The 26461-nt window shown below is 54.0% G+C and carries 21 protein-coding genes and 1 pseudogene; 10 read left to right on the top strand and 12 right to left on the bottom strand.

Annotated elements, in window-relative coordinates; translation table 11 throughout:
• Positions 1-181 precede the first annotated feature (181 nt).
• From SD626R_RS02445 to SD626R_RS02455, 3 genes are all read left to right on the top strand, one after another.
• Positions 182-1279, top strand: coding sequence for an IS630 family transposase (locus SD626R_RS02445; RefSeq protein WP_092563024.1), 1098 nt, complete (start codon positions 182-184; stop codon positions 1277-1279).
• 618 nt (positions 1280-1897) lie between these two features.
• A complete protein-coding gene (locus SD626R_RS02450; protein WP_092563027.1) occupies positions 1898-3154 on the top strand; it encodes a Cdc6/Cdc18 family protein in 1257 nt (418 codons plus the stop codon).
• Between the two features lie 435 nt (positions 3155-3589).
• Entirely contained in the window at positions 3590-4573 is a 984-nt protein-coding gene (locus SD626R_RS02455) for a restriction endonuclease (RefSeq protein WP_092563030.1), read from the top strand.
• A 138-nt stretch (positions 4574-4711) separates the two neighbouring features.
• Here SD626R_RS02455 and SD626R_RS02460 read toward each other — a convergent pair whose 3' ends face one another.
• Positions 4712-6130, bottom strand: a complete 1419-nt coding sequence (locus SD626R_RS02460) for a restriction endonuclease (protein WP_241996735.1) — start codon at positions 6128-6130, stop codon at positions 4712-4714.
• A gap of 90 nt (positions 6131-6220) precedes the next feature.
• On the opposite strand from SD626R_RS02460, the gene SD626R_RS02465 reads away from it, so the two are divergent.
• Positions 6221-6517 (top strand): DUF8011 family protein, encoded by a 297-nt coding sequence (locus tag SD626R_RS02465; RefSeq protein WP_089309334.1) that lies wholly within the window; start codon positions 6221-6223, stop codon positions 6515-6517.
• Positions 6518-7355: 838 nt separating this feature from the next.
• Here the strand turns inward: SD626R_RS02465 and SD626R_RS02475 are convergent.
• The 3 genes from SD626R_RS02475 to SD626R_RS02485 form a co-directional block, all read right to left on the bottom strand.
• Positions 7356-8426 carry a M23 family metallopeptidase gene (locus tag SD626R_RS02475; protein ID WP_089309336.1) on the bottom strand — a complete coding sequence of 357 codons (1071 nt, stop codon included), beginning with the start codon at positions 8424-8426 and terminating at the stop codon, positions 7356-7358.
• Positions 8423-8815: a DUF7994 family protein gene (locus tag SD626R_RS02480; RefSeq protein WP_089309337.1), complete on the bottom strand. Its 393-nt coding sequence runs from the start codon at positions 8813-8815 to the stop codon at positions 8423-8425. The genes SD626R_RS02475 and SD626R_RS02480 overlap by 4 nt, the downstream gene beginning before the upstream one ends.
• Positions 8816-8909: 94 nt before the next feature.
• On the bottom strand, positions 8910-9362 hold the full coding sequence (locus tag SD626R_RS02485; RefSeq protein ID WP_089309338.1) for an ArsR/SmtB family transcription factor: 453 nt from the start codon (positions 9360-9362) through the stop codon (positions 8910-8912).
• 47 nt (positions 9363-9409) lie between these two features.
• On the opposite strand from SD626R_RS02485, the gene SD626R_RS02490 reads away from it, so the two are divergent.
• Positions 9410-10333 carry a hypothetical protein gene (locus SD626R_RS02490; RefSeq protein ID WP_137782650.1) on the top strand — a complete coding sequence of 308 codons (924 nt, stop codon included), beginning with the start codon at positions 9410-9412 and terminating at the stop codon, positions 10331-10333.
• A gap of 290 nt (positions 10334-10623) precedes the next feature.
• Here the strand turns inward: SD626R_RS02490 and SD626R_RS02495 are convergent, their stop codons facing one another.
• The 6 genes from SD626R_RS02495 to SD626R_RS02520 all read right to left on the bottom strand — a co-directional run bounded on the left by SD626R_RS02495 (position 10624) and on the right by SD626R_RS02520 (position 15709).
• The gene (locus SD626R_RS02495) at positions 10624-11469 is read right to left on the bottom strand and encodes an ABC transporter permease subunit (protein ID WP_089309340.1); all 846 of its coding nucleotides are present in this window, start codon (positions 11467-11469) and stop codon (positions 10624-10626) included.
• Positions 11466-12437: an ABC transporter ATP-binding protein gene (locus tag SD626R_RS02500; protein ID WP_241996733.1), complete on the bottom strand. Its 972-nt coding sequence runs from the start codon at positions 12435-12437 to the stop codon at positions 11466-11468. The genes SD626R_RS02495 and SD626R_RS02500 overlap by 4 nt, the downstream gene beginning before the upstream one ends.
• Positions 12438-12673: 236 nt before the next feature.
• Positions 12674-13012 carry a hypothetical protein gene (locus SD626R_RS02505; protein WP_092563039.1) on the bottom strand — a complete coding sequence of 113 codons (339 nt, stop codon included), beginning with the start codon at positions 13010-13012 and terminating at the stop codon, positions 12674-12676.
• A 566-nt stretch (positions 13013-13578) separates the two neighbouring features.
• Positions 13579-13764, bottom strand: coding sequence for a hypothetical protein (locus tag SD626R_RS02510; RefSeq protein ID WP_092563042.1), 186 nt, complete (start codon positions 13762-13764; stop codon positions 13579-13581).
• Positions 13765-13865: 101 nt separating this feature from the next.
• Positions 13866-14762 carry a TIGR02391 family protein gene (locus SD626R_RS02515; RefSeq protein ID WP_092563045.1) on the bottom strand — a complete coding sequence of 299 codons (897 nt, stop codon included), beginning with the start codon at positions 14760-14762 and terminating at the stop codon, positions 13866-13868.
• Positions 14763-14830: 68 nt separating this feature from the next.
• A complete protein-coding gene (locus SD626R_RS02520; protein WP_092563048.1) occupies positions 14831-15709 on the bottom strand; it encodes a DUF4238 domain-containing protein in 879 nt (292 codons plus the stop codon).
• Between the two features lie 121 nt (positions 15710-15830).
• On the opposite strand from SD626R_RS02520, the gene SD626R_RS02525 reads away from it, so the two are divergent.
• Positions 15831-16199, top strand: a complete 369-nt coding sequence (locus tag SD626R_RS02525; RefSeq protein ID WP_092563051.1) for a hypothetical protein — start codon at positions 15831-15833, stop codon at positions 16197-16199.
• Between the two features lie 4 nt (positions 16200-16203).
• Here SD626R_RS02525 and SD626R_RS02530 read toward each other — a convergent pair whose 3' ends face one another.
• Positions 16204-16887, bottom strand: a complete 684-nt coding sequence (locus tag SD626R_RS02530; RefSeq protein WP_092563054.1) for a hypothetical protein — start codon at positions 16885-16887, stop codon at positions 16204-16206.
• 551 nt (positions 16888-17438) lie between these two features.
• On the opposite strand from SD626R_RS02530, the pseudogene SD626R_RS17445 reads away from it, so the two are divergent.
• From SD626R_RS17445 to SD626R_RS02545, 4 genes and pseudogenes are all read left to right on the top strand, one after another.
• Positions 17439-17747, top strand: a pseudogene (locus SD626R_RS17445) (transposase); the annotation flags it as partial.
• Positions 17738-17992: a transposase gene (locus SD626R_RS17450; RefSeq protein ID WP_394324692.1), complete on the top strand. Its 255-nt coding sequence runs from the start codon at positions 17738-17740 to the stop codon at positions 17990-17992. The pseudogene SD626R_RS17445 and the gene SD626R_RS17450, both read left to right, overlap by 10 nt.
• Before the next feature lie 136 nt (positions 17993-18128).
• Positions 18129-22235, top strand: a complete 4107-nt coding sequence (locus SD626R_RS02540) for an Eco57I restriction-modification methylase domain-containing protein (protein ID WP_092563191.1) — start codon at positions 18129-18131, stop codon at positions 22233-22235.
• The gene (locus SD626R_RS02545; protein ID WP_092563057.1) at positions 22232-25576 is read left to right on the top strand and encodes a helicase-related protein; all 3345 of its coding nucleotides are present in this window, start codon (positions 22232-22234) and stop codon (positions 25574-25576) included. Before SD626R_RS02540 ends, SD626R_RS02545 begins: the two co-directional genes overlap by 4 nt.
• Positions 25577-25654: 78 nt before the next feature.
• Here SD626R_RS02545 and SD626R_RS02550 read toward each other — a convergent pair whose 3' ends face one another.
• On the bottom strand, positions 25655-26389 hold the full coding sequence (locus SD626R_RS02550) for a replication initiation negative regulator SeqA (protein ID WP_241996732.1): 735 nt from the start codon (positions 26387-26389) through the stop codon (positions 25655-25657).
• Positions 26390-26461 lie beyond the last annotated feature (72 nt).

The following is a 26461-nucleotide window of genomic DNA, read 5'->3' on the forward strand; positions in this document are numbered from 1 at the left end:
CGTGGGTGTAAACTGGCTTAAATTCGCAATTACGGCACCGAACTCGGTCGTGTTTCTCCCACGTCATAATGCTCTGGTGACCGCAGCGAGGACAGGATGTATTCTCCCAGAACCGCTTGAGTCGCCGCTCGATGCGTAATGAGTGAGGAATCTTTTGTGGGGTCGGTTCGATGTGCTGGCAATGGGACGCGAGCGACGCAAAGAGATCAAGCGTCACATCTCAGAGGAGAAGCTCGACGAGCTTCTTCGCGACGCCGAAGACAAGCACAGGATTCGGCGTCTCGGGTTCGTGAAGAATCTCTACCAAGGCGACACGATTGCGGAAGCTGCCGACCGGGAAGCTCGGTCGGCAGCGACCGGCCGCCGATGGGCGGATGCGTGGAACGAGGGCGGAGTCGAAGAATTGATGCCGAGTTTCGGGGGCGGCCGGCCCCCGAAACTCGCCGAGGACGAACAAGAAGAACTGCTTGAACTTCTCCAAGAGGGCCAGCCATGGAAATCACAGGAGATACAGCACCTTCTGGCTGAGGAGTTCGGTGTCGAGTACCACCCAGATTACCTCGGGAAGTTTCTCCGAGATCTTGGGTTGTCGTACGCGAAACCCCGGCCGAAACGACCGAATAGGCCGGAGAATCCCGAGGAAGTCCTCGACGAGCGCGTCGCTGACGCGCTCGACGAGACTGACGACGAACCCCACAACAAGGAGGAGGGTGACGAAGAAGACGGATGGGTTGTTGACGACGATATTTGTACAGACGGCGGTACGGTCGTCGGTTTTTTCGATGCCTCACACCCCCAGCCGTACGATAATTCGCGGCGGGTGTGGTACGTCGATGACCCACACGTTGAACGGCAGTTAGTCAAAACCGAAGATTCGGCGGTTGGATTCTACGCATTGAACGGAGTAAGCCTGGTTCGCTGGACCGAAACAGAAGAGAAAGAGAAGATCTGTAGCGTCTTAGAGACGGTCCGCGAGCAGAATCCGGGACAGCGGATTCTGCTCGTCTTAGATAAGCACGGATCGCACATCTGTGAATACACGCGCAAGCGCGCACATCAACTAGGGATCGATCTGATCTTCCTTCCAGCAGGTTCGCCGCATCTCAACCCAATCGAGCAAGTCTGGAAACAGATGAAATGGACGATGTCGCCGATCATTGTCGGCGACGAAGACGAATTTCACGAACTCGTCAAAGACGTATTTGAACAAGTGACACAGCGAGTCAGCTACGCCAAAAAGTGGTGTGAGAAGTTTCTTAGCGTTCAGAAGTTATCTTGATCATTACGCATCGAGCGGCTCGGTGTTGATCTCTATGACTCCGAGCTCGATCAACTGCCGAAACATCCCGCCGAACGCTGACTCAGTGGAAGACATATCGCCAGATTAGAACTGTCTGAGTGTAATTATACGGGCTTTCCGCGTTTCTACATAAGAGCGAGCATTTTCGTCTGTGTGTAGGACCAACCCTCCACCGTTTCCGAAGCTTTTGTTGAACAGAGATCTTGAGGACCCTCACACCACCATTTCCGGAGCTATCCACGAAAGAGAAACTACCGTCTCGAAAGATCCCGCAAAAACAACCGGGAACAGAGCCCTACGAGTGAATCTTATACTTAGCAGAGAATAATATAATTTATTTTATTTTTATTGTTAGCTCTATTGCGGTTACTGTTTTAATTATATTGTCTTAGTCTTTTCTTTGTCTATTTGATACTTCTTGGGATGGGAATACACGTATCTCGATAGCTTCGGAAACAGTGGAGTGACTGTGTTATATAAATAAACGTAGCTTCGGAAACGGTGGTGTGTGTAGTGTTTATATACATAGTAGCTACGGACGCTTCGGAAGCTAAGGAAGCGGTGGTTTTATGATTTTGCTCTCTGAGACTTCCTGACATGGGAATGTTCCAGCGGGATCGTCAGGTGTTCGCTGACGCCGAACCGCTTGACGATTCCTACGAGCCCGAAGACATCCGCAAACGGGACGAGGAACTCGAAAAGTACCAGCGTGCTCTCCAGCCGATCATCGATAACCGGCCAACGTCGAATATCTTCCTGTACGGGAAGACGGGAACGGGAAAGACCGTCGCGACGAAGTTTATGTTATCGCATCTAGAGGCTGACACTGCCGAGTACGACGATGTTCAGCTCTCGACAGTCTGGGTCAGCTGTGAGAACCTCTCCTCGTCCTATCAAGTTGCTGTCGCGCTTGTCAACGAACTCCGTGATAACCAGGATAAAGACCGCATTAGTGCTACTGGCTACTCTCAGCAACGAGTTTTCGATATTCTCTACGAAGAACTTGATGCGCTTGGTGGTACCGTCGTTATCGTTCTCGACGAAATCGACAATATCGGCCACTCCGACGACATCCTCTACGGACTCCCTCGCGCACGATCGAACGGCTATGTCGACGACGTCCGCCCAGTGATCGTCGGCATCAGTAACGACTTCCAGTTCCGGGACAGCCTTTCGCCGAAAGTCAAGGACACACTCGCGGAAAAAGAGATTCTTTTTCCTCCGTACGATGCGGATCAACTCCGCTCGATTCTCAGTCCACGTGCCGAGAAAGCGTTCCACGACGATGTGTTATCAGATGATGTTGTCCCGCTCTGTGCGGCATTTGCTGCTCAGGATACTGGATCGGCTCGACAAGCAATTCGACTGCTTCGTGAGGCTGGCGAACTTGCGCAAGCTGCTGATTCCGACGCGGTAACTGAGGAGCACGTTCGGAACGCCCAAGACGAGCTCGAAAAGAACCAACTCTACGAGGGGATGCAAGAACTCACGACACAAGGACACGCTGTCCTCTGTGCGCTCGCATACCACCAGGCGCTTGATGATGTCCCTGTGCGTTCTCGTGATCTCTACGAACGATACGTGAAGATCTGCGACCGTCTCGACACCGACAGTGTGAGCGAACGTCGTGTCCGGGATCACCTTTCAGATATGAATATGCTCGGGCTGATCAATCTCTATGAGCGGAATGAGGGTCTCTCGGCTGGTCGGTATCACGAATACGAGCTTGATGTCCCATTGAAAGCAGTGCTCGAGGTTCTTCTCGAAACAACTCGCTTCCAAGAGCTCGCGAACATCATCCAATCGACAGCCGATGATAACAATCTGCTCCAGTCGGATATCTCCGACTACTGAGTTCCTCCTCTGTGATCTTCAATACGAAATCTCACCCTATCTTGCTTCCAAAAGCTTCGGAAACGGTGGAGGGTCTGTAGTTTCTCAAGACTCCGAAAATAACGGAAGCAGAGCGAACACGGCCACTCTGGTCCCACGCCACGATCGTTCTGAATTGTTAGTCAAGGGGATCAGACCCGCTACTGAAAGCTCCGGAAACGGTGGAGGGGTAATACCTTGTGAGCTCAGTTGCTCCAGCAAAATTCAGACAAATAGAACAACCTAAAATTCTGTATACTGAGCTCTGTATTAGTCTAAACTAACGCTCATACCCCAGTTTGGGTATCTGATAAGATAGCTAGTTCACTAGAAGAAATCATACGGAATAGCAGCCTGTCATGTAGATCCACAATCAAATAAAAGGAGATATAAAACGAGAAAGTTACTGTGGTGGATATGCGCGATATACCCCGTATTCGATCTGCTCTCCAACAAACAGACTCAGCGAAATTCGAGGAACTAGTTGCTGCTGTGTGGTCTCAGATGGGTTGGTCAACGCGGGTATCACAGCAAGGTCGAGACCAGGGAATCGATATTGTAGCAACTAAATCGGACCTGATTGAACAAAAAGCGATTATCCAAGCTAAACGGTATAGTGATTCAAACAAAGTTGGTAGACCAGACATTCAGCAATATTCTTCGCTGAAAACTGAATATCCCGATGTGGACTCCATTATTGTTGTCACATCTAGCTCATTTACAAGCGAGGCGAAACAACTAGCTGAACAGTTAGGTGTCAAAATTGTAAATGGTTCTGAGTTGGCTGAGGCTTGCGTTCAGAACATCTCAGAAGAAAATCTCTCAAAATATATTGAGTATACTGGGTCGGGGAAGGATATCGTGGAGAGTAGTGGTCAGGTGAACTCTGACCGGATTAAAATAAATCAACTAACTAGTTCTGAAGAAGACCTAGCAGACTTCTACTCTGGGTATCTACGACGACTCTCTGAAGCGGTTCAGCACGGCAATCGTGAGCGAACATTTTTCATCAAGATTGACCGAGAGCACAACGAAACTAGTGAGTACACAGTACGGGGTACCACTCACCAAATCCAGTTTCCCGCAGAATCTCCAAAACTATTGGGACAATTACAGAAAACCGCAAAAAAGTATGGCTGGACAGTAGTCAATTCTGAAACCTATGGCTCCGGCGCTGGCGGTGTTGAGATGGTCGTACCTCCCGAAGAAGCAAATATGTTCTTTATATCTTTAGACACCACTTTACCAGAATCTCCTATCCCTAGGCGCCAAGCACGCATTATAAAATTGATGCTTGAACGAATTTATGACCAGGACCTATCTGGTTCCGAAATTACTGACTTGGTTCACGGCGCTCACAATGACCCCACTATAGAGTCTCATACACGGGTTATTAGATGATCTATTTGATTCTGATTTAACACGTTCCTGGAATCAGATCTCCTACGGCAGATGGGTCGGTGAAATCTTGTCTATTTAACAAAAGGTGGCATCGAAATATAAAATTTGAAGAATTAAGACAGGCGAGATGCCTCTGACCTACTCCTCCCTCCCCGGTGGTTGAACGACATCTGCGAGGGATCGAACCAATTGGATCCCATTATCGTAGTCAGTCGTCACCCGATATCCTTCTTTGTCCTGCTCAACGGCCCCTACGCTTGGATGCGCGAGCAGTTGGAGGGCGGATCGAACCTCTTCGGTGGTTGGGATATCGTTCGAGTCCTCCATGCCCACGACGATCCACCGGACGTCCTCCGCTGTCTCCACGGCTCCGTCGGCACGCTCGAGAGCCCGGATGACCGCAAGAAGAGTCTCTCCAGCATCGATCCGGTCTTGGATGTACTCATCGAGGATGTCGAGTCTGTCGTCTTGGAAGGCTCCTGAGCGTGTCAAGAGGGCCAATATCTCCTCAGGTGGGACGGCATACTCCTCCCGGCGATCGAGGAGTTCGACGAGGTCGTCGACGGCGATTGTTGTCAGCTCAGTCGTCTCGGCATTATCGATCACCTTCGGGGCGAAGCCTGGGGCGACCACGATGGCGTGATCGGCTCCACGCTGGCGTCGGTGTTTGTCTACGTTGGTGACTTCTAGCGAGTTGACTCGGCCGTTCCCTCGGGCCTTTACCTCGATAACGACGTGTTCGGGAGATCGGATCTCCACGTCGGTGTCACCCCCTCCTTCGATCCAGTCGGCGGCACAGCCCAGCCGAGAGAAAGCCTTCGCAACGAGTTTCTCGAACTCCTCGTGGGCGTTCCCGTCCGTGCTGGCCGCCTGGAGTTTGTCGGCGAGGTCGGGAGCTGGTCCGTCGTCTTCGTCATCGACCGGGTGAACACGCTCGCCGGCATCGGTCAGGTCGGCAATAGCGGTCTCGACTGATTCCTCGCCAGAGAGTTGGTTGAGGCGCTTGTCTGCGACTCGTGTAAATCCCTGCGGGCGGTAGGTCTCATCATAGCCAACGAGCTCGTTGAATTCCTCAATGTCGACGTCGACTTCCTCAACATCGGTGAGGAAGGTCATGTACTCCCACGGGCTTTCCTCGTTCCAGCGACTGTGTTCAACGTTCTCTCTCCAGAGATACTCCGCAAGGTCGGGGTCATGTCGGAGTTGGAGGACTTGACCCCTCGCGACGAACGCGCCATCGTGGTAGACGAGCGCGATGTCGTTTCGCTCGACGTTCCGCCACGTCCCGTCTACTGAAGTACCCCAGACATGGACGAGATCGTTGTCAGATGTCGTCCGAAACAGTTCGAGATCCTCGTCATTGAGGTAGGACTCAATATCCTCAATTGGGTGCCCATCTCGGATGAACTGTTTGTAGTCCTCGAACGCGTCGTCGCGACCAGCGGGGAGGATCACGATTCCGGTCATGCTTGAGTGGAAATTATTGCTGGGGAGAATATAGCTGGCTACAACTTCATTGACTCTGTTGAATACAGAGCGCGAGTCAGTCAGCGCCATCAGCACCGTTTCACGACCACACTATACTCGTCTCAGCGACGGGTACGCAAACCCCTCAATATTTGAGCGTCGCCGGAGACAACACGCGTGATGCCCTCCATTATCGATGAGACCGTGTTCGGCGAGCCCTCCAGAAGGCTTGGACTGGTTTTCCTCTGTGGCGCACTTCTGATAGCCGGGCAGCAAGCGTACTACGTCATTCTAAAGGAGGCGACGCTCTACTATGCCACACTATTTATTGGTGCTGGGATGGCCCTCTCCGGCATTGCCGAGTCCTTGCCAAAATCTCGACGGCGGGCTTCTGGTGCCCTGCGACTCACAGCGATCGCTGTACTGGCAGGTATTCTCGTGATCGGCTTCGTCAGGCCCGAGCTCCTCTTAGTGTGATTGAGCCGATTGGGTTGAGTTCACCGCTCTTGTAAGGAGTTCATTGACACGGAGAACTCATCAGGAGTGACCGAAAAGACAAGAGGTAAAGTTGCTACACACACCCTCTGTATCCCGCACGGAGCTCCTGACAGGTAGCAAAAAAGGTTGTATCTTGGGCAGTACGTGAGTCCACTGTATTGACCGATATTGATCCGGATATGTGGACTGTTCTATGACATCGCGCACGATGGCTACTCACGACCTGCGGTCACGCTGCTGTCCTGGAACAGTACTTTCTCCTCGCTCGCCCCGAGTATAGGTCACAGAGTCTCTAATTTTGAGGAGAGGGAGCACCGCTAAGTCGGTTTCAACAGCCGGATTAGCTCCAAAACAGAGTCACACGCTCCCTCTCTCCCTCGAAGTAGCCTGTGAACTCGTGAGCATGACCCCTGATGACCCAGAGACGATCCGTGGCGACTGCTCGTTCTGCGGCGAGACAGTCACAGGTCGGCACGCACTCATCCACTACGAGACCACTGACGGTGATCCGGGCGTGTGGGCCGAATGTCCAAGTTGTGGCGAGGTCGTTGACCCCACCGGTGTTCATTAAAATAAGTTGATCACAGCACCAAGAGCAAATCCGACTCCCAACGCAAGGGTTGAATAAGCAGCTTGTTTGCCCGTAGCACGAAAAATACCGGAACACGATATTCCAACCGAGCATCCGAAAAGGAACCCATGAACTGGTTTTCCGTCACTCCCGACAACTCCTGATAATACGAATTCAACGAGGAGTATACCAACGAGGCCGATTAGAAACAGAGAGCCATCTCGCCAAATGCCCCGCTCTCGTTTTTTAATCATACATATTGTGAGTAACTGTCTGTCCACAGTGGATGTACGTCTGGGTACACTCATTGGACTGTAGTTCAGGGTGATTGGTGGCTGCGTCGAACTGGATTGGAAGGCCTGCGCCGATGTACGGCATCGAATGGTCTTGGACGTGAAAGTGGAGGTGTGGTTCACTCGAGTTCCCAGAGTGGCCACAGCGGCCGATCGACTCCCCCCGCTTGACGTGATCACCTGATTCGACACAGATACTTCCTTGTTTCAGATGCGCAAAGAAGCTGTATTCGTTTTCAGCGTGTTTGATGACGACGTAGTTTCCAGCGAGGCGATACTGGAGCGGGTCAATCCAGCCGGTAGTCCGATGATGATCCCGGTGACCATCTTTCGCCCGCACCACAGTCCCATCAGCTGGTGCCCAAATCGGCTCGTCAAAGCAATAGAACGACTCTACTCCATCACCGCCATCTTGCGTACTGCCGGTGTCGTCAGTGATGACAAAATCGTATGCGTACCGTTGTCGAGGCGGAAACCAAGAGTGCGAATACTGTTTATCTGGGCTCCCGTTCAGTACAGTCCACTTGTCGTCAAACGGGGGGCGGTACTCGACCGTCGACTCGAACGTCTCCGGACGCGGAAGCCGTCCGCCGTGCCTGAGATAGGCGACGATAGCGCCGGCTGTCTGGAACAAGCCACGGATCGCGATAGTCGGATGAACGAACAGCGCCAACATTTGGAGGGTCTTGAACGGACTCGGCTCGTACCCGAATTCGATCCACGCACGCGGATCATTTTTGCCGATCAACGATGTCCCTCCGTGTCCTGTTCCTGTCACCTGCCGGAATACTGAATAGATTCGATTCCAGAAACCACGTAACAAAACGAGACCTGGGGGGATAAAAAAGAAAAGGAAAAACAGGTAAAATATCTCTGCGATCTCGAACACCCAGTAAACGTCTTGGAGCCATCCGAGAAAGCCAAGCGGTCCTAAGAGGCCAAGAAGCAGTGAGATGCGGGCAACCCGATCGACGAGGGACTCCTCTGCTGAGGGATCAACAGGATGAGTCGCGGACGATGTCATTGATTATGCTCGTCCAATAGTGTCTGCTGTGTGTATCTTCCGTGGAACGCGACCAGATCGATGCCCATTGCGGTAAGCGAGAGGCCGCCGAGGCCCGTGACTAATAGGAATATCGAGTCCCATGCGGTACCGACGAAGCCAAGTGGGAGCGACAGTCCCAGCAAGATGTTTCCGAGGCCGCCCCAGCGGTACCACGCCCAACCGCCGAAGCTGCCGGTGGCCGCGACAAGATCACAGATGCCTGCTAAAGCAATCATCGAGACCTGTATGGCTAGTACTGAAGTCGCAAGCAGATCGCCGCCGAGCAGCACGGTCACAGCAGCCGCAGCCGCGGTCAGGAACACGCCCGAAAGCGCGTAGAGCCGTCGCTGATTTTGGTAGCTACTCATGCTTTCCAGTCTGGGGAGGAGCCGTACTCGTATCGGTCTGTCCAGAGGGCAGAGGGACGTTGGTCAGGGTGTCGCAGTACAATTCGGTGGGGGCTCATTCTCTATCGACCAGCCGCGAGAGTGCGGCGCCAATCGCGAAGATGATACCTACAGGTCCAATCGCGTTGGCGAACTGTTTGAACGCGGCTGTCAGTCCTGACTGATCGTCCGTAGTGCCGAGAAAGAGTATATACGGCTCTGTCGACGGTCCATAGATGCTCATTTCTCGTCCCTTCTCTGAGTAACACATGTCGAGTACTTCGATTAACCCGGCGTCTTGGAGGTTATCAACGTGGTAGGAAACCGCTTGTACCGACATATCCAATTCGGCTGCGAGGTCTTTCACAGGCTTCGGTTCCTCGTTGAGTTCACAGAACACTGCCTGGCTCGTATCCGAAGAGAGCGTCGAGAGAATTTTGCGGGCCCGTTCATCGTCGATACACAGGAGACTCGGATCGTCGGACCGGTCGATGGTTGCGTCCGATTGGGTTGGGAGTAGCCCAGACATGGGATCAGTGTGGCAGAGATAAGTCTGAAGGGAAAATAGTAATTTGGGTGACTAAAGCTGAATTTTCAGTAGCTATCCCCAATAGATTGAAGAATTCATCATCATATGTGTTGCTAGGAGCCTCCATGATCCCTCCGCGTGACGACATCGACGGGTGTGGGTGTATTCGCTGTCGCGGTATTGATCCAGCGATTCTCGGGCGATCAACGGCAGGTGATCTTCGGTGGAGTATTGATCTGCTCCAGAAGCGGCTGTCAGTCCCGGTAACAGCCATGATATTCGTCGTCATGCTGGCAGCACTCGAACTCGTACTGGCGCCGTTTGAGCCGACGGTGGGGTGGGTCGATACTCCAATTCACAATCTAATCGGAAGCGTGCTGCTGGGTGTCCTGCTCCGGGGGTACGTCTCCACCGTCGTCGCAAGCGAACTGACCGACCAGCAGATGACAAGGCGAGAGACAGTCGCATTCGCCATACGCCGGCTTCTGCCTCTGTCAGCTACACTGCTCGGGATGATGATCATCGGTATGATCGCATTTGCGCTGTCGCTCATGATTGTCTCGTTACTCGTATTCGACGCAGGAGTGCTTGGACCAAGCGTGTTTGAGGGAGTAACGCCGATACTCCTGTTCGGCCCGGTTGTGACGGTCGTGTTCTACAAGTTCTGGCTCGCGCCGGATATCGCGGTTGTCGGTAGGGCAGGGCCCGTAACCGCCCTTCGGATAAGTTGGACAACCACAACCAGTCAGTGGCTACGAGTCGTGTCTCTGCTGGTGAGCTTTATCGCGACTGTTGCCGTGCCCGACATCCTCAGCGGCGCGCTCGCGGCAACTAATGCGGAATTCGTGCTCGGCGCCCCGGGAAGCGAGACCCTCGTTAGCGGGTTTCGATGGTTGACCGCGTCTGTCTGGTACTCCGTTGGCACCCAGATATACGTCCGATCGATTCTCGGCGGGTCCGGGATATCGTAAATGGTGTATCTGCGGAGTGTTGGCTGTTATTACCGGGGGGAATAGCCCCGATCGCCGCTGGCAGCACGATGCCGGACAGCAGCAGGACCCGCTTTCGTGTCGCCATGATTCTACGGTCAATTTGGCTGAATTTATAAATAATTCAAGCGACCGAAAAAGCAAGAAGAGAACCGGAGAGAAGGCTTCTCAGACGACTAATGCGGCTGAAAGTACGAGAGACCGGTCCGTGCTCTACTGCTCTCTAGATCGGTACGCCTTCCGGGCGGACAATATGAAAATGAAATTAATCGCTATCGGTTCCTAAACGACCAGTATCCGACTATTATTGGAGCGACGATCCAGATTAGTACGACGACAACTCCGGCGGGTTCCGAGAGATAGAATGGTACATCTCCCTCGATCAGATCTGATGTTTGACGGACTGAGACGTACTCGGCGTTGCGCATCCACTCGAATCGTGCGACAGTAAGGTCGCCGATGGCTGTTCCAGGATTTAGCCGTGTCAAGAATGCGAACCAACCAGGCCGGGTGTCTCCACTCGGGAACGACCCGTTAACGAGCCAGTATACCGCCTGCGGGATTCTTTCCCAGAAGAAAAACAGTACGACGTAGGCGCCGAACGCACCGCCGACTGCGCCAGTGGACGAGTCGACACTCGCGGAGATAGCGACACCGACAACCGCGTAGACGACGCCCACAGTGACCAGTCCAACCACTACTAGAAGTGGCGGGCCCAACGAGGTCGAATCGTACAATCCAACCAAAACAAGTAGGCCGACGACACCGCCGATCCCTGTAACGCCAATCGTCGCTGCTACCCGTGATAATGCCATTCCGAGGACGACGTCGAGCCGTCGGTTTGGAAGTCCGAGCAGGAACCGCATCGTACCGGATTCGCGTGCGCCAGCGATCACGCGATAACCGAGACCAAGTGCGACAAATGGCACTACAGTACCGAGCGTAATGAACAGCGTCTCTACACCGAGTGTATAGCTTAGACCTGAGCCATCAGTAACCAATGCTGGAACCGCTGTACCCAGCCCACACAGTCCGGCAACGATAGCGGTCGCCAGCCAGATTAGCTTTGATCGGCTAAGCTCGCGGAGATCGGTCTGGGCGATGTAGTGCCAGTTCATGCGTCACCTCCTGTCTCGGCGGCTGCGGACATCCCGTTGCGGGTCATCTCCTCATCTTGATCCGTCACCGTCGCGAAGAACTCCTCTAACGAGGGAGTGTACGTCTCGATGTCAGTCACAGTTGCCCCCGCAGCCTCTGTGGCGTCAATAACTGCGGCTTTTCGGCTGGCCGTCGTCAGTGAGGCGGTGAGAGTCGTGCCGTCAATCTGGACATCTGAGATAGCGTCCAGCCCACCGAGCCGATCGGGGAGGCTGTCCGGTACGCTCTCGACTGTGAGGGCGAGTCGGTGACCACCGAGGCGTGTCCGAAGCATCTCAACGTCACCCTCAGCTACGAGTTGCCCATCCCGGAGTACACCAACGCGGTCACAGACCGACTCTACCTGTTCCATACTGTGGCTAGAAAAGAATACGCTTGCCCCACGCTCAACTTCCTCACGTATGATGGATCTGACAGTTCGGGCACCGTTCGGGTCTAGTCCTCGCGTTGGCTCATCAAGCACGAGTAAGTCCGGATCGCCAGTCAGTGCCATCGCAAGTGCGAGCCGTCGTCCCATCCCCGTTGAGTAGCCACTCGCCCGCTGGTCTGCGACGTCGGCGAGGCCGACTCGGGCAAGGAGATCGTCTGGACTCTCGGTCACATCTTTACAGTTTTGCGCGAATGCGACGTGTTCACGCCCAGTCAGTCGCTCAAACAGCCCGAACTCACCCGGAAGGAGTCCAACGGCTTGTCGGATCGATATCGAGGCCGCTTGGGCGTCGTACCCGAGTACGGACACAGACCCGGATGTGGGTCGGGTTGTCCCAATCAGGGTGTCAATCGTAGTTGACTTGCCAGCGCCGTTCGGCCCAAGAAACCCGTACACTTCACCCTGTTCGACAGTGAGGTCGAGATCGTTGACAGCGACGATGTCGTTATACCGTTGTGTCAATCCGTCCACCTGGATCGCTGGATCGGAAGAGCTCATCAACGAAAACGGGTGGTGGGAGTATACTATGGCTGTGGGATGTTCAAATTCCGTTTTGAGCACCGTACTGCGGGGAAACATCGTCTACGACGCTTCAGGACGGTCAAGTGTCGAGTATACGTCTATCTGGGCACCAACACGGGTGGTATTGAAAAAGATGGAAAATGAGACAGTCAAAAAAACCGAGTAGTTCATACTCAGTCTCAACCGCCCTAACGGTGACAGCGAATACGCCGTTACAAATCATGTTCGGAGGGGTCACAAAGTGCGATACGCGCCTTATCAGCAGAAACGCTGATTATCACGACTTCTAACCCGTGTTCAGTGGCGATGTTGCGTATGCGTTCCGGGGCGTTTTCTGGTGTAGCATCTACGGCACCACCGTCACCTGATAATGCGTCGAGAATCCGTATCAATAGCGATTGATTCTCGTGTTTTAGTCCTCCCTCGCGTGCGATTTTACCGGATACCCACTCACCGGATAGCCCCGACACAGCCGTATCGCCGCTATCGAACTCAAATCCAGAATAGCCAGCCTCTATGAGTTCCTGTTTCACACGTTCCCAGTCCGTCATTAACTGTCTGATCGAACAATACGAGCGTAAATATACCGCGTATACTGGATGAGATGTAGTTCACCTGTACTGAGCGGTTCTTGAGTATGTTGTACTGACCGTACTGAGGCAGAATATGTCATATTCGGTGGGTTTCAATGAGAGCCGCCACGGTCGATGTCGACTGTGACGAGTGTTCTAGAGGTATTAATAAAGAGCAAGACACCTAAACACCCGCCGAAATCGGGTGGGTATAGTAGCTCCTCAACACCGTCGTAATTCCTTATGTGACTCTTGCTTCCTGGTGTTGTCTATATGTTACATAAGGAATTGATATCGGACATCGTGTGAACGAACCCGAAAAACGCCCGTTGCGGGTTTGTCGTGCTACCGAGTGGGAGGAATTAGCGCAATAATCATAACCACAGTTGACGCTCTGCTATCTTCGACTACGATATGTGAGGAGCCCTATGAGTGCCGAGGCCACACCTTTGACACCAAGCATAGCCGAAAAGCAACCCGTACGTCCGCTTACTAATTCTTTCGGAGGCGAATATTAAACCAACAATCTGGACAGCGAGTTACCCTTAGAAGAACTTCTCCGACTCATCGATCTTCGCCAACTCTTCCCTCAATACTATCTTCCGGTCAAGCCAGTCCTCCCTATCCTGCCAATAGCTACGCTTCTCCCTGCGCCGTTCCCGATACAACTCTTTCAAGCCTTCACGGATCTCAGGCTCATCCTCTCTGGAAGCGCTTTCCAACCGATCCATCTGAAGATGTATCTCCTCATCCAGTTCATCGACTAATTTCAAAGGGGGGGCCTCAACCCTTACTGTTGTAGGAGAGCGATTCTGATGACGAGATTTCCAAGCTACAAGCCGTCACGACCAGCCGCTTCATCCTCAAGCACCGCCAGAAGAAGATCGACATAATGCAGGATCTGCATCGCACGCCGCTGATCGATTGAATCCTCATCTCTATGACTCGGGGGATTACGTAGCGCTCCAAATCCACCGGCAAACAGATACATCCAACCACGTTTCTCTGCCTCAACATCGGCAAATGTCAGCGGGCCGTCGTCCGTGCTAAACGCTTCTTGAGCCATTCCCATTCCAGTCGAATCCTGAGGGAATCCTCCTTCCTCACGTATTCTCTCTTCAAGCACCCGGAAAGCTGTACGGACAGAACTCTGGTAATGGCCGTCAACATACTCCGGAAAGGCGTCACTACGAAGATCGGGATGAGTAAGCTGGAGAATAGGTCCTTCATCTGGATCCTCGAAGATCTCATCCACCATATCCAGGAAATCTATCGCATTCCGCCTCTCCTGATGCGTGTTATCCACAGATCGATGGTAGTGACGAATCTCTCCTCGATGCCCTTGAGCATCCACCTCCAGCCGATAGTCATCTACTGTGAATCTTGCTTCCTCAATATCCTCGATATGATGTCCGAGACGGCTATTGAATCCCGTTCCTGAATCTAACGGGACAGTTATCGACCTGGTCTGATCATCCTGCTCTCGGATATATCGCCGCAGTAGTTCGGCTACATCCTGTAAGTCAGACCAGTCCGAGAAGACAAAGGAACCACCAAAGGACTGAGTCGACGTACTGTCCCCTGGATACTGTTCGTGCGTACTGATATCAAAAAGCCTCTCGTCGCTATCCAGTTTTAGGATCGTCTCGACACGGAAACTACAGTCATCATTCTCCAAGTCCTCCTCTGAGGGATACTGGGACGAGGTAAACTCCCGTGAGATACGCATCTTAGTAGATATGTACGACGAGACTGTAATAGGCGTTCCCTCGAAAGCCAAATCCGACCGACCAAGCGCTATTCTACAAAGCTGTCTGAGTAGTCCCGTTCAGCGTATTCTGGATTCTCCTTGATAACCTCTCTAGCGAACTCAAAATCCTCCAAAGGAGAGAAAACCTGCCGACGTGAGTGCTCAACCTGTAGCTTGTTCTGGAAATTGACGTGCTCCTTCTCCCTCAACTCTTCACGCTTCGACTTCACGAAATACTCTCCTGGATCGTATAACGCCAGAACAAGATCCGTGCTCAATGGGACGTGGACCTTAGACCCTGGTCGTTTAATCCCCCTCTTAGGATCAGGCTCCGGATTAATCGGGTTGAAGATCGCTATCGGATGATCGGAGGTCCACAAGGGGTACTCCGTCTTGTTCACGAAGAGGAACCAGTCCATCCGATAAAGAATGTCTGCAAAGCCTTGTAGAGCGTTCGCTGTCAACTGGGCCTGCCACTGCTTCGCACCTTCCTCCGTCGTACCAGCTTTCACGGCCTTCCGTGCCTCTTCTTCGCCTTCATCCTCCTCAACAATCTCCAACGTGTGCTCCGAGGCCTGCTTAACGATTTCCCGGAATTTCCTTGTCCGGATATGCTGGTGGGAGAGAAAAAGGGAGATAACGTGCCTTTCCTCCGGTGTTAGAGCGGTGACATCGGCGCTGTCCACTAATTTGTCGTAAGCCTGAGAGAATACGGCTTCAAAATCTGCGAACTTGTTCTCGATAAACTGCTCGTCAGAGAGATCGTAGAAGTACTCTCCCTGTGCGATGTCCATCGTGTTAGAGCCGAACACCCTATCCTCCGGCAGATCGTAGCAGTACAGGTAGTACGGTTCTTCAGTGTTTTCAGAGAACGTATTTAGGTAAAATCGTGGGACGAAGTGCTGTCTCTTTGTCTCACGACCCATGAGCTTATCTGACTACAACTTGCGAGTGGATCCGTATAAACGCAACCTCAACTTATCCACGGGAAAATAGGGAACAAGACATCCACTACCGTTATCCGACGTACCAGTGATCTTCACAGTAATGCCGGAACAGCTCTCTCTAAAGGAACTCCGCCAGTACACCCTCGCAGCCAACGAACGAATCGCAGAGCAGGAATCAGGATACGAATTAGATGAGGAACCAGGCGAGTTTACTGCCTTCTATCACCGGGATCGAGGCGGCGTCGAGAAAGACGTCTTAGTACAGGATGTCGAGGAGATCATCGAGGAATCAAAGTGGAGCCCGCTGCTTGAAGATGGATTCGAGCGAGTGGCCTACTTGCTGGAAGGCTCGAACACCATCCCTGTTGGCGAAACCGATGAAGGAGAAATCTTCGAACTCGTTGACGGTGGCGCAGATGGACTTGCCATCTCTGACCGAGTCCAGATCCAGCTCCGGCAAGAAGAATAGGCAGTCAGAACGTACGGCTGGAACGCTCTTTATCGGTGAGAGTCGGATAGAAAGCGTGGAGATCTATATCTTGGTACAGACGCTCATCCATATCATCGACCACCGTAACACATCGATCGGCCATGTTCATCAGATCGTCCCAGTCGGAGATGTACAGGATCTCCAGAGGTGAATGAAGGAAACTATGCCGCTGAGTTTTCACCCTCTTCACCTTATCGTGGCCAAGCAGTCCTGTCTCATCCATCAAATGGGCCTTGTCCGCTAGTGAAGCCCTTCTACCGTCCAGCCACTCCATTATCTGGGTTCCATACGGCACCTCACTATTCTCATCCAAAGCCCGATCACGATTCTCCAACATCCATTCAACAATCTTAGCGCCCTCCTCCGTTTCATTCTGGAGATGATGGAAGCAGAGAATCGAGACGCCTGCCTCAAAATAGCTGACGGTCAAGCTGTGGATCTCGTAAGTTTTCAATCCGACACCGCCGAAACTGAACTCCATCGGCAGATCATCATCTTCCGCCTCCTCCCTCTGCTCCCGCAGCTCACCGTGTAACCGGTGAATCTCATTATGAAATCCATCGAGAAAAGCCAGTGAAAGCGCGTTCTTCACGTCGTGCGGCATATCACTCGTATGCCAGTCCTCCGAGTAACGGTCGTCATCACCGACAATCTGGGAGAAATCCATACAATCCGAGTCAAAGCCTACCCACAAAAAGGAACCTGCCTCTTCGCCTCTAAGAGTGATACCTGTGAGTCTTTCAGGCCTCCTCCGGATTCACCTCTCTTGATCCGTTAATTCGTAGTAGACCTCGAAGGCCTGACTCACCAAGTTGTCGTGCGGATTCACCTCCTGTCGATGTCTCTAAATCTGGATGAAGGACTGATCTGCTCTGTTGAATCCGCAGAAGGCGTCGGGATAGCGTCGCTCTGAAGGTGGAAGCGAAGCGGAAGAGCCGAATGTGTCCAGTCCCCTCTTCCGCTTCGTTAAGTAAGCCGCGTCGCTGGCTCAAAAACGCTGTGCCGCCACTCCAACGGCGGTGAGTGATCCGACTGGCTACAGATTTCCCGGCTGGAAGCATGTCACGCTCCACTTTTTTGCGGGTTCATATGGGTGCGACGTACCGCGAGATTGTCGACTGGGCGAGTGAAATGGATCGGGTTTGTGGACTGTTACAGCTCGCTCGAACGGCATTTCCCGCACCCTCAACGCTGTACCGGTCGTTTGAGAGGGTGCCCATGTCTGTGTGGCGTGGCTTCCTCCGTGAGTCTGCGACCATCTGCGATCCGGGCTCGCACGGAGCCATTGATACAACGTTCTTCGACCGCGAAACGGCATCGAGACACTACCAACACCGCTCGGATCGCCGCATACGGACGCTCAAAACGACGGCGCTCGTCGATACAGATTCGTGTGCCATCCTCGATCTTCACTGCTCGGCACACTGGCCTCACGACACCCAAACTGGCCGTCGAGTTGCCCTTCGTAACACCGACAAAACCGAGAGTCTCGCCGGCGACAAAGGCTATGACGACCAATCTCTCCGGGACGCCCTCCGTCTAGCGGGAGTCCGGCCCTTGCTGCGTCACCGGTTGTTCGCTGCGTACGATCACGCCCACAACGCACGGTTGGTAGCGAGCTATACGGCCAGCGGTGGATGGCCGAGACCGCCTTTTCGGCTATCAAGCGTCGGTTCGGCCCCGCTGTCCACCCTCGCGCTTGGTACCGCGAGTTCCGTGAACTCGTGTTGACCGCCGCAGTCTACAACCTCGAACAAGCTCTCAAACAGTAATCCCCGCGCCGTCATCGGATTCAACAAAGCAGAAGAGAAAAAAGCTCTAGATTTCGCTTTGGACGTGCGTTTTGTTTCTCAGCACACGCGAGAAAGTACAGAAGAATAATAAATCAACAGAATGTTGCTCTTCTTAATGCCTATCGGGTTCCTTGAGTCGGCAACACCACGCCCATGGAAGTCAGATCGGGTTAGTGCCGACTGCGAACTCTATCTCGGGGAGGGATCCAATGCCCTCGAAGTGGTTGTTACTGAACGTGACGACCGGCCGCAAAAAAACTGGCTACAGCAGCTCTACACAGACCGCCGGAATCAGCGAATCAACCCGATTCTCGTTGTCGTGCTTCGAGATGACGGCCAGACAGTCGACATCATCGGACCCGCCGGGGAGAATCCAGATGTTAAGCGCGATCTCGAAACATCACAGGTAGAGCGAATCTGCGAATCGGCTCTCGATCGACCGGACCATCACGCCGCACAACGCTTCCTTAGCGCCGTCTTAGCCCAAATTGATGAGGAGTTAGTCGGTCTTCGCAACCAGGGCCTTCTTTCGACACACGAACTGAAAACCGGAGTACCCGATCGTGCCGATTGGAACGATGCTGTTAGTCGAGCCGAAGGACTACTTGATGAAAAAGGCCGAGACCTAGTTGAAGGGCTCGGCTACGAGATTGAACGACTTCAGGACCACAGTTACATTCTCAAGGACACGAGTGATGGTCGAGAACAGGCGGTTGCCGTCTTCCTGAACGAGGACGAGTCCTTTGACCACGCACAGGACCGTTTCACCGGTCAAACACCGGTCTCGTACGCGCTCAGCGAAGCAGATACGAAGAACTTGGACTACGTCATCGCCAGCTCTGAGAGCCGTCTGCGACTATACACTACAAACCCTGATGCTGGGTTTGGTTCTCGTGGTCGAACAGACACCTTCGTCGAGGTCAACACTGACTTACTCACTGACGACAACGCGGGTTACCTATCGCTGCTGTTCTCGTCAGGGGCTCTCCAGAAGGAAGGATCGCTCCACGAGATCATGGCCGACTCGAAGGATTACGCTGCTGAGTTGGGTCGACGTCTTCGTGAGCGAATCTATGATGACGTTATTCCCGACCTTGCTGAGGCTATTGCCCACGCCCGCGATCTCGAGGACCCCACGAAGGACGAGTTGGACGAGACCTACCGGATGGCGCTGATCAAGCTCTACCGGCTTCTGTTCATCGCGTACGCTGAGGACGAAGGGTTCCTCCCGCGGCACAATCCTCGGTACGAGCGTCGTTCACTGAAAGCGAAGGCCCACGAACTTCACGACCTTCGGCAGGAGGGGATTGAGTTCGATGAGCGGTCGACGACACACTGGGACGACGTGATGGAACTCGCCCGAGCGATTCACGACGGCCACTCTGAGTGGAGTCTGCCCGAGTACAACGGGCGACTGCTCTCATCTGACGAGGACATCTCGGAAGCGGGGGCTAAGCTGGCCGAAATTGAACTGACTGACGACCAGTTCGGACCGGTGCTGGCGAACCTGCTCATCGACGAGTCTGAGGCCGACGACATAGAGGGCCCAGTCGACTTCCGCAACATCGGCGTCAGGGAATTTGGTGTCATCTACGAGGGGCTGCTCGAGTCTGAACTCTCGCTAGCTGATCAGGACCTAACCGTCGACGACGAAGGACACTACACGCCGGTCGACCCGACGGGTCAGCAAGAGTTAGGCGAGAACGATTCAGACGTCGTTGTTGAGCAGGGCGAAGTATACCTCCACGGTCAGTCCGGTGAACGAAAAGCCACCGGGACGTACTACACCAAGACCCGGTTCGTCGAGCACCTTCTCGACAACTCACTCGAACCGGCACTAGATGACCACCTCGAACGGCTGGACCGACTGCGCGAGGAGGAAGGTCGAACAGCGGCCGCGAAGGCGTTCTTCGACTTCCGTGTCTCTGACATTGCGATGGGATCGGGGCATTTCCTCGTCGGCGCCGTCGACCGCATCGAGAACCGTCTGATGAAATATCTGACTCGGGACGATGTACACCTTCCGCAGGTCGAGGAGGAACTCGATCGCCTGCGCGACGCCGCCGAGGACGCCTTCGAGAGTAGTGAGGAAATGCCCGAGGTTGAACGTAGCCAGCTCCTTCGGCGGCAAGTCGCTCGTCGATGTATCTACGGCGTCGACGTGAACGACCTCTCGACAGAGCTGGCGCGACTCTCACTGTGGGTACACACGTTCGTTCCGGGACTTCCGCTGGCGTTCCTCGACTACAACCTCACCACGGGCGACTCACTGGCTGGCATCGGCACGCTGGACGAGGTGAGCGACATCCTCGACGTCGATCAGACGAATCTTGGGATGTTCATGGGCGGATCAAGCGTGATGAAAGAAATTGAAGACGCCATCGACGATTTGGGGAGTTTCGCGGACGCTGACGCTCAACAGGTCGCTAAGGCTCGGGAGACGCGCGAGGAGATCCGGGACCAACTTGAGGAGACCCGTGCGGCGTTCGACATTCTGGCGGCCTCACGAATCGACGACGAAATTGACCCCGAAGTGGTTAACGACGACGACGGGGTGAATCTGCTAGAATCGGACGAGTACGAAACTGCACAGGATGTATTGGCAGCGACCAGCCCGCTACACTTTCCGGCCGCGTTCCCCGAAGTATTTAACGGTAATAACCCCGGATTCGACGTCCTCCTTGGGAATCCACCGTGGGATGAATCCACCTTGGAAGACAAAGAGTTCTGGGCTAGGTACATCCCCGGTTTTCAGGGCAAGTCTGAGCAGAAACAGGAAGAGGCAAGACAAAGACTGCTGGAGCGACGGCCAGGACTGGAAGCAGAGCTCAAACGCGAGAAGAATGAGAAAAGACAGAGAAGTACTATCCTGAAGAACGGCCCGTATGGCGGTAATAGTTCGGGAGGTTCTGCTCCGGAGATGTACATCGCTTTCTCGTGGAGATTCAAGCATCTTGTTGGCGACCGAGGGCACGTAGGTATTATTGTTCCCCGAGGAGCGTTCTCTGGGGACAACACTTCAGACTTCAGAGAGAAACTTTTCGACACCACCACGGTAGACGACCTGACTTTCCTAGTCAACACAAACGAGTGGGTTTTTGAAGGGATTCATGGCCAGATGACAATTACGCTGGCATCTTATCACAACTCTGGGGATCCGGGTGAGAAACTGCCCCTTCGAGGACCGTATTACGACGAAGAAGAGTACGAGGAGGGAATACAGAGAGATCCCCATTACTTCAGTATAGAGGACATTCGAAGTTGGACTACATCTTCGGTTGTCCCACTTCCGCCAAGCGACGAGGCAAGTGAAGCGTTTGAACAACTCGTTTCACACCCCAAGTTTAGCTACGGCGGTGGTGACTGGAAACCAGTTCCTGTTACCCCGCTTAAGCTCGCTCCGTACGAAGACGAAGAATTGGACGACGGAACTACGCTTCTTCACCGTTCAGACCAACCGCCGGAAGAGGATTTCCTACCCGTGTTAGGTGGAAAGGCGTTTGATTTCTGGTCAGTTGATGTGTCTAAGGCAACTGTCTGGACTGATCCTGATCTGATATTTGATTATCTTCAGGAAAAAAGAGAAAACTCGTACCGCATTGGCAGTCGCTCTCCCTTCTCAGAGATGCCCGAGGAATGGATTCACAATAAATCGACACTTCCATGCTATAGTGCTCGTGTCGTATTCCGCGATTCTACGAACAAAACTAATACGAGAACTGTGTTGCCGGCGCTTGCCCCACCAAATATAATTTTACTTGACACTTCCCCATATCTGGTTTGGCCACGGGGTGATGAGAAAGATCAAGCGTACCTGATGGGGATTATGGGATCTATCCCCTTCGATTGGTGCGCAAGACGGTTCGTTGAAAACCATGTGAGCTTCTACCTTCTCAACGGATTACCGGTCCCGCGCCCAGGACGTGAAAGCCGTTTGTGGTCTCGGATGGTGGAACTGTCCGGAGCCCTTGCGGCAACTGATGAGCGGTTTCGGGAGTGGGCTGACGCGGTCGGGGTCTCCTGTACTGCTCACAGCAAAGATGAGCGCGAGGAGATGATGCAAGAGATCGACGCCCTCTCAGCGCATCTCTACGGCCTGAGCCGTGAGAATCTTCAGGTCGTCTTCGAGACATTCCACGAGAACTGGGACCACGAGTCCCGTATGAATGCGGTGCTCGAACACTATGATGAGTGGGCCGAGCGACTGGAGAGTGAAGAATGACCAGGCCAGAGTTCATCGACAATCGTGAGGGAAACACCCTCGCCGTGGCCATCAATGAATACATCGACGACCTGCGGGAGAAGATGGGTCCAGAGCCCAACCTGGACATCGCGACGGGCTATTTCAACCCCCGCGGCTACTTCGAAGTAGCCGACGCCCTCGACCAAGTCGGTGAGGTTCGTCTCCTGTTGGGCGCACAACCAGACCAGAAGGACACCGAGCGCTGGCGCCAGCCGGGCGAGCCACGTGGCGAGGACTACAACCAGAAACGCCTCGAGGAATCGCTCAAGACTCTCGATCGGAACCTCGACCAGGACCGGGACCTGTTGGGGTTCTCTCGACGGATCGACAGCCGGCTCCAGCAACTCGTCGACTTCCTGCGGAGTGATGATGTCAAAGTCAGGCGCTACGAGGAGCGATTCCTTCATGGGAAAGCGTATCTCTTCTCCCACGATCAGGGCACTCTGGTTGGTTCCTCCAACTTCACGGGTGCAGGTCTGACCTCGAACATGGAGTTGAACGTCGGCCAGTACAGCCCCTCTGTGACGGGGCAGGTCAACGAGTGGTTCGAGGACATCTGGGCCGACGCCGAGCCCTACGACCTAGCGTCGATCTACGAAGAACGGTTCGAACCCTACGACCCGTACCTCATCTACCTGCGCGTCCTCTATGAACGCTACGGCGACGAACTCGAGGAGGAAGCCGAGGACGACGGCGCGATCAACCTAACCAACTTCCAGCAGGACGGGGTTCGCCGCGCTGAACGATTCCTCGACGAACACAACGGTGTGGTCGTCGCCGACGAGGTCGGCCTCGGGAAGACCTACATCGCCGGGAAGCTCCTCGAGAAGACGGTCAACGAGAACCGCCAACGCGCGCTGGTGGTGGCGCCAGCCTACCTCCGTGACGGGATGTGGGAGTCGAAGGCCCCAGAGTGGGGCGTCCAGTTCGAGACACTCTCGTACTCTGAGCTGCGGAACGAGCGCCAGCTTGGTGGTGACCGATCGTACTTGGACCTGGACAAAGAGGAGTACCAACTCGTCATCATCGACGAGGCACACGCGTTCCGCAACCCCGGTACACAGCAGGCCGACGCGCTTAGACAGCTCTTGCGTGACGACCCGCCCAAGGATGTCGTGATGCTCACGGCGACGCCGGTGAACAACTCGCTGTGGGACCTCTACTACCTCTTGTACTATTTCATCAAGAACGACGCAGCGTTTGCCTCCGAGGGAATTCGATCGCTGCGTGACCGGTTCAAACACGCACAGTCGGAGGACCCCTCAGACCTGAGCCCTGATCTCTTATTTGATGTTCTCGACGAGACGACCGTTCGTCGGACCCGTCGATTTATTCGGGAACACTACGAGAACGCCACTCTCCCCAATGGCGAGGGCGGTGAAGTTAGGATCACCTTCCCTGAATCACAACCCCGGCGTATCGACTACGACTTCAGCGACACATTCGGGGACGCGTTCTTCGAAGATGTCGCAGAGGGGTTGGCGGCCGGGGATCGTGACGAGTCAGAGCTCTCGCTAGCACGATACCGCCCCTCGTACTATCTTGAGGGCGAGGAAGACGCTTCAGAGCTGTCGCTGGTCGGGTTACTCAGAACGGGCTTGTTGAAGCGCTTCGAATCTTCGAGCAAAGCGTTCGCTAACACGCTAGAGCGGATGATCAATCAGAATCGGGCTGCGCTGAATCTTCTCAATAATGGGATGTTCCCAAAGCCCGATGCGATCGAAGAGTGGGTCGAGGCCGACAGCGATGAGGCACTCGATGAGGCTTTTGACCAAGCAGACAACCAAACAGCATACAATCTCGGTGCGACAGAAACGGAAGTTGAGGAGTTCCGTCAGGACCTCAAAGCCGACTTGGAAATCCTACAAGGGTGGTACGAGCGCGTGAGTGTTGTCACGCAAGAGCAAGACGAAAAGCTCGATACCCTCGGCGAGACGCTCGTCGATATCGTTGAGGACGCCGAAGAAGATGCGGGGACAGATCCCGAACTCGAGGTAGAGGAGGCGTTCCAGCAGAATCGGAAGGTCATCATCTTCTCGTACTACGCCGACACCGTCGAGTGGATTCTGGACTACTTAGAAGAGCGCGTCCAGAACGACGATACCCTATCTTGCTACGAGGGACGGATCGCTGGCGTTACTGGGGACGGATCAGTTCGAGGCATCACGAGAGAGGACGCAGTTCACGGCTTTGCCCCCGACTCCGCAGATGCGCCAGCGGGCGTCGGAGACCAGTACGATATACTCGTTACAACTGACGTGCTCGCCCAGGGGGTCAACCTCCAACAGGCCCGCAACGTAATCAACTACGACCTGCCGTGGAATCCGATGCGTGTCGTCCAGCGGAATGGCCGGATTGACCGGATCAATTCGCCACACCCCGAGATATTCCCGATGACGTTCTTCCCAGAAGACCGCCTCGACGATCTATTAGAACTTGAGCTCCGCGTTCGACGCAAAGTGACACAAGCCGCTCGATCCATTGGCCTTGACAGCCAGGTAATTCCGGATATGGATACGATGCAGCAGAATTTCTCTGACCGAGTCGATGATATCGAATCGATTCGTGAAGAAGATGAAGAAGTCTACGAGAAAGGCGGTGGCAAAGCAGCTGCGTACTCCGGCGAAGAGTATCGTCAGGAGCTTCGCGAAGGTCTGGAAGACCGGGGAGACCAGATCACGTCGCTCCCGTGGGCAGCAGGATCCGGATTCCGTGGTGAGAATCCTGGCTACTTCTTCTGTGCTCGGGTAGGGGATGAAATGTTCATGCGATTCGTTCCGGACAACGATGAAACAGAAATAATCGATGACACGCTCACCTGTCTCCAGCGGATCGACTGCGACCGCGATACCCCGCGTGAACTTCCAAACGAATTCAAAGAAGGCGTCTACGGCGCGTGGGAGGATGCGAAGGTGGACATCTGGCAGCAGTGGCAAGAACAGACTGATCCGCGTAGTGTTCAGCCAGATGTTCCGAAGGCATTCCGAGAGGCAATTGAGCAAGTTCGGGACCATTGGCCCTCAGAACTAACCCAGAACCGTCAAGAAGAGCTTATCGATTCACTGGGAGCTCCATGGCCCCAGCAGTACGAGCGCGAGATGAGAGAGCTAGTTCGCGATGAAGGATTAGAGGGTGAAGAGAAAACGCGTGAAATTGTCGACAAGGCTGATGACCTCGGCCTCCAACCCTATGACGCCCCTGAGCCATTGCCACCAATCCGGGAGGAAGAGGTCAAGCTGATCTGCTGGATGGCCGTTGCTCCAGAACAGACCGATGAAGATGAGAGTGGACCAACGCTAGTCTCGCAGTCGACGCTATAGCATCTTGACGTGGATAGAAAGACCCCGGCCTAGGCAGCTGGCAACCTGAGCGAGTCCACTGCCCTAATATGAAATTAGTTAGACTTCCTCAGTAAAAATCTCCAGTTCAGCCCTATCATACCCGTACTTCGCCATCGCCTGCTCGACCTTCCGAACGCAGTCGTTCGCAGAGAAGTTGGTCTCCACGTAGAGATTGGTGTCCGGAATCTGCCGGGGCTTGAACAGGTCCGACTGCCGACCCTCCTCCACGAAGTAGCTCCGCGTCCGGCCGTCGATCTCGGTGATGCGCTCATGATCATCAACGTCGCGAAGGATCGTCGCGACCCCCACCGTCAGCGCGTCCGCCCAACTGTCGACGTCGTGCATCTCACCGAGGATTTTGATCACCGAGGGCGTTGTGCCGGTATAGTCGTCGACATCGGTGAACTCGCTTGACGTTGACTCCGCGGCGAGGTCCTCGCGACTGACGTTCCGGAGGAGCATGTTGACCGTCTCAGCGAACTCCTGATATGCGCCCTGGAGGAAGACGAACTTCTCGCTCTGTTTGTCGTAGGCGTATCGCTCGGCGACCGCGTGGACGCCGCGCTCGGCGGTGGAGAGGGTCTTGTCGGGGTTCGGCGTCCACATGTCGAGCAGTTCGATGTCGCGGTTGCCCCGGCTGTACTGGCGGAGGGTGTTCTCGATGTCGGTGGACTTGCCGATCTTGATGTCCATGATTTTGAGCCCGGAGTATTCGAGGTGAGAAATCCGAATCGCATAGACCACTTCTCTCATAGACAGGTCTTGAGGGAATGATCTCTTGAGATTAAGCATTGCGAGAAGGAAGTGGTATACATAAAACCGCAGTAACCCCCACTTGTTTAAATTGACAGCGTGTCCTCGAAA

The organism is Halorubrum sp. SD626R (assembly GCF_001261915.1).
In the GTDB taxonomy this organism is placed as follows: Archaea; Halobacteriota; Halobacteria; order Halobacteriales; family Haloferacaceae; genus Halorubrum.

Bases quoted from the DNA above. Each gene is read 5' to 3' on its own strand.
- SD626R_RS02445 (WP_092563024.1), top strand. From the start codon at position 182: ATGGGACGCGAGCGACGCAAAGAGATCAAGCGTCACATCTCAGAGGAG.
- SD626R_RS02450 (WP_092563027.1), top strand. From the start codon at position 1,898: ATGGGAATGTTCCAGCGGGATCGTCAGGTGTTCGCTGACGCCGAACCG.
- SD626R_RS02455 (WP_092563030.1), top strand. From the start codon at position 3,590: ATGCGCGATATACCCCGTATTCGATCTGCTCTCCAACAAACAGACTCA.
- SD626R_RS02460 (WP_241996735.1), bottom strand. From the start codon at position 6,130: ATGGCGCTGACTGACTCGCGCTCTGTATTCAACAGAGTCAATGAAGTT.
- SD626R_RS02465 (WP_089309334.1), top strand. From the start codon at position 6,221: ATGCCCTCCATTATCGATGAGACCGTGTTCGGCGAGCCCTCCAGAAGG.
- SD626R_RS02475 (WP_089309336.1), bottom strand. From the start codon at position 8,426: ATGACATCGTCCGCGACTCATCCTGTTGATCCCTCAGCAGAGGAGTCC.
- SD626R_RS02480 (WP_089309337.1), bottom strand. From the start codon at position 8,815: ATGAGTAGCTACCAAAATCAGCGACGGCTCTACGCGCTTTCGGGCGTG.
- SD626R_RS02485 (WP_089309338.1), bottom strand. From the start codon at position 9,362: ATGTCTGGGCTACTCCCAACCCAATCGGACGCAACCATCGACCGGTCC.
- SD626R_RS02495 (WP_089309340.1), bottom strand. From the start codon at position 11,469: ATGAACTGGCACTACATCGCCCAGACCGATCTCCGCGAGCTTAGCCGA.
- SD626R_RS02500 (WP_241996733.1), bottom strand. From the start codon at position 12,437: ATGAGCTCTTCCGATCCAGCGATCCAGGTGGACGGATTGACACAACGG.
- SD626R_RS02505 (WP_092563039.1), bottom strand. From the start codon at position 13,012: ATGACGGACTGGGAACGTGTGAAACAGGAACTCATAGAGGCTGGCTAT.
- SD626R_RS02510 (WP_092563042.1), bottom strand. From the start codon at position 13,764: ATGGATCGGTTGGAAAGCGCTTCCAGAGAGGATGAGCCTGAGATCCGT.
- SD626R_RS02515 (WP_092563045.1), bottom strand. From the start codon at position 14,762: ATGCGTATCTCACGGGAGTTTACCTCGTCCCAGTATCCCTCAGAGGAG.
- SD626R_RS02520 (WP_092563048.1), bottom strand. From the start codon at position 15,709: ATGGGTCGTGAGACAAAGAGACAGCACTTCGTCCCACGATTTTACCTA.
- SD626R_RS02525 (WP_092563051.1), top strand. From the start codon at position 15,831: ATGCCGGAACAGCTCTCTCTAAAGGAACTCCGCCAGTACACCCTCGCA.
- SD626R_RS02530 (WP_092563054.1), bottom strand. From the start codon at position 16,887: ATGGATTTCTCCCAGATTGTCGGTGATGACGACCGTTACTCGGAGGAC.
- SD626R_RS02540 (WP_092563191.1), top strand. From the start codon at position 18,129: ATGCCTATCGGGTTCCTTGAGTCGGCAACACCACGCCCATGGAAGTCA.
- SD626R_RS02545 (WP_092563057.1), top strand. From the start codon at position 22,232: ATGACCAGGCCAGAGTTCATCGACAATCGTGAGGGAAACACCCTCGCC.
- SD626R_RS02550 (WP_241996732.1), bottom strand. From the start codon at position 26,389: ATGCTTAATCTCAAGAGATCATTCCCTCAAGACCTGTCTATGAGAGAA.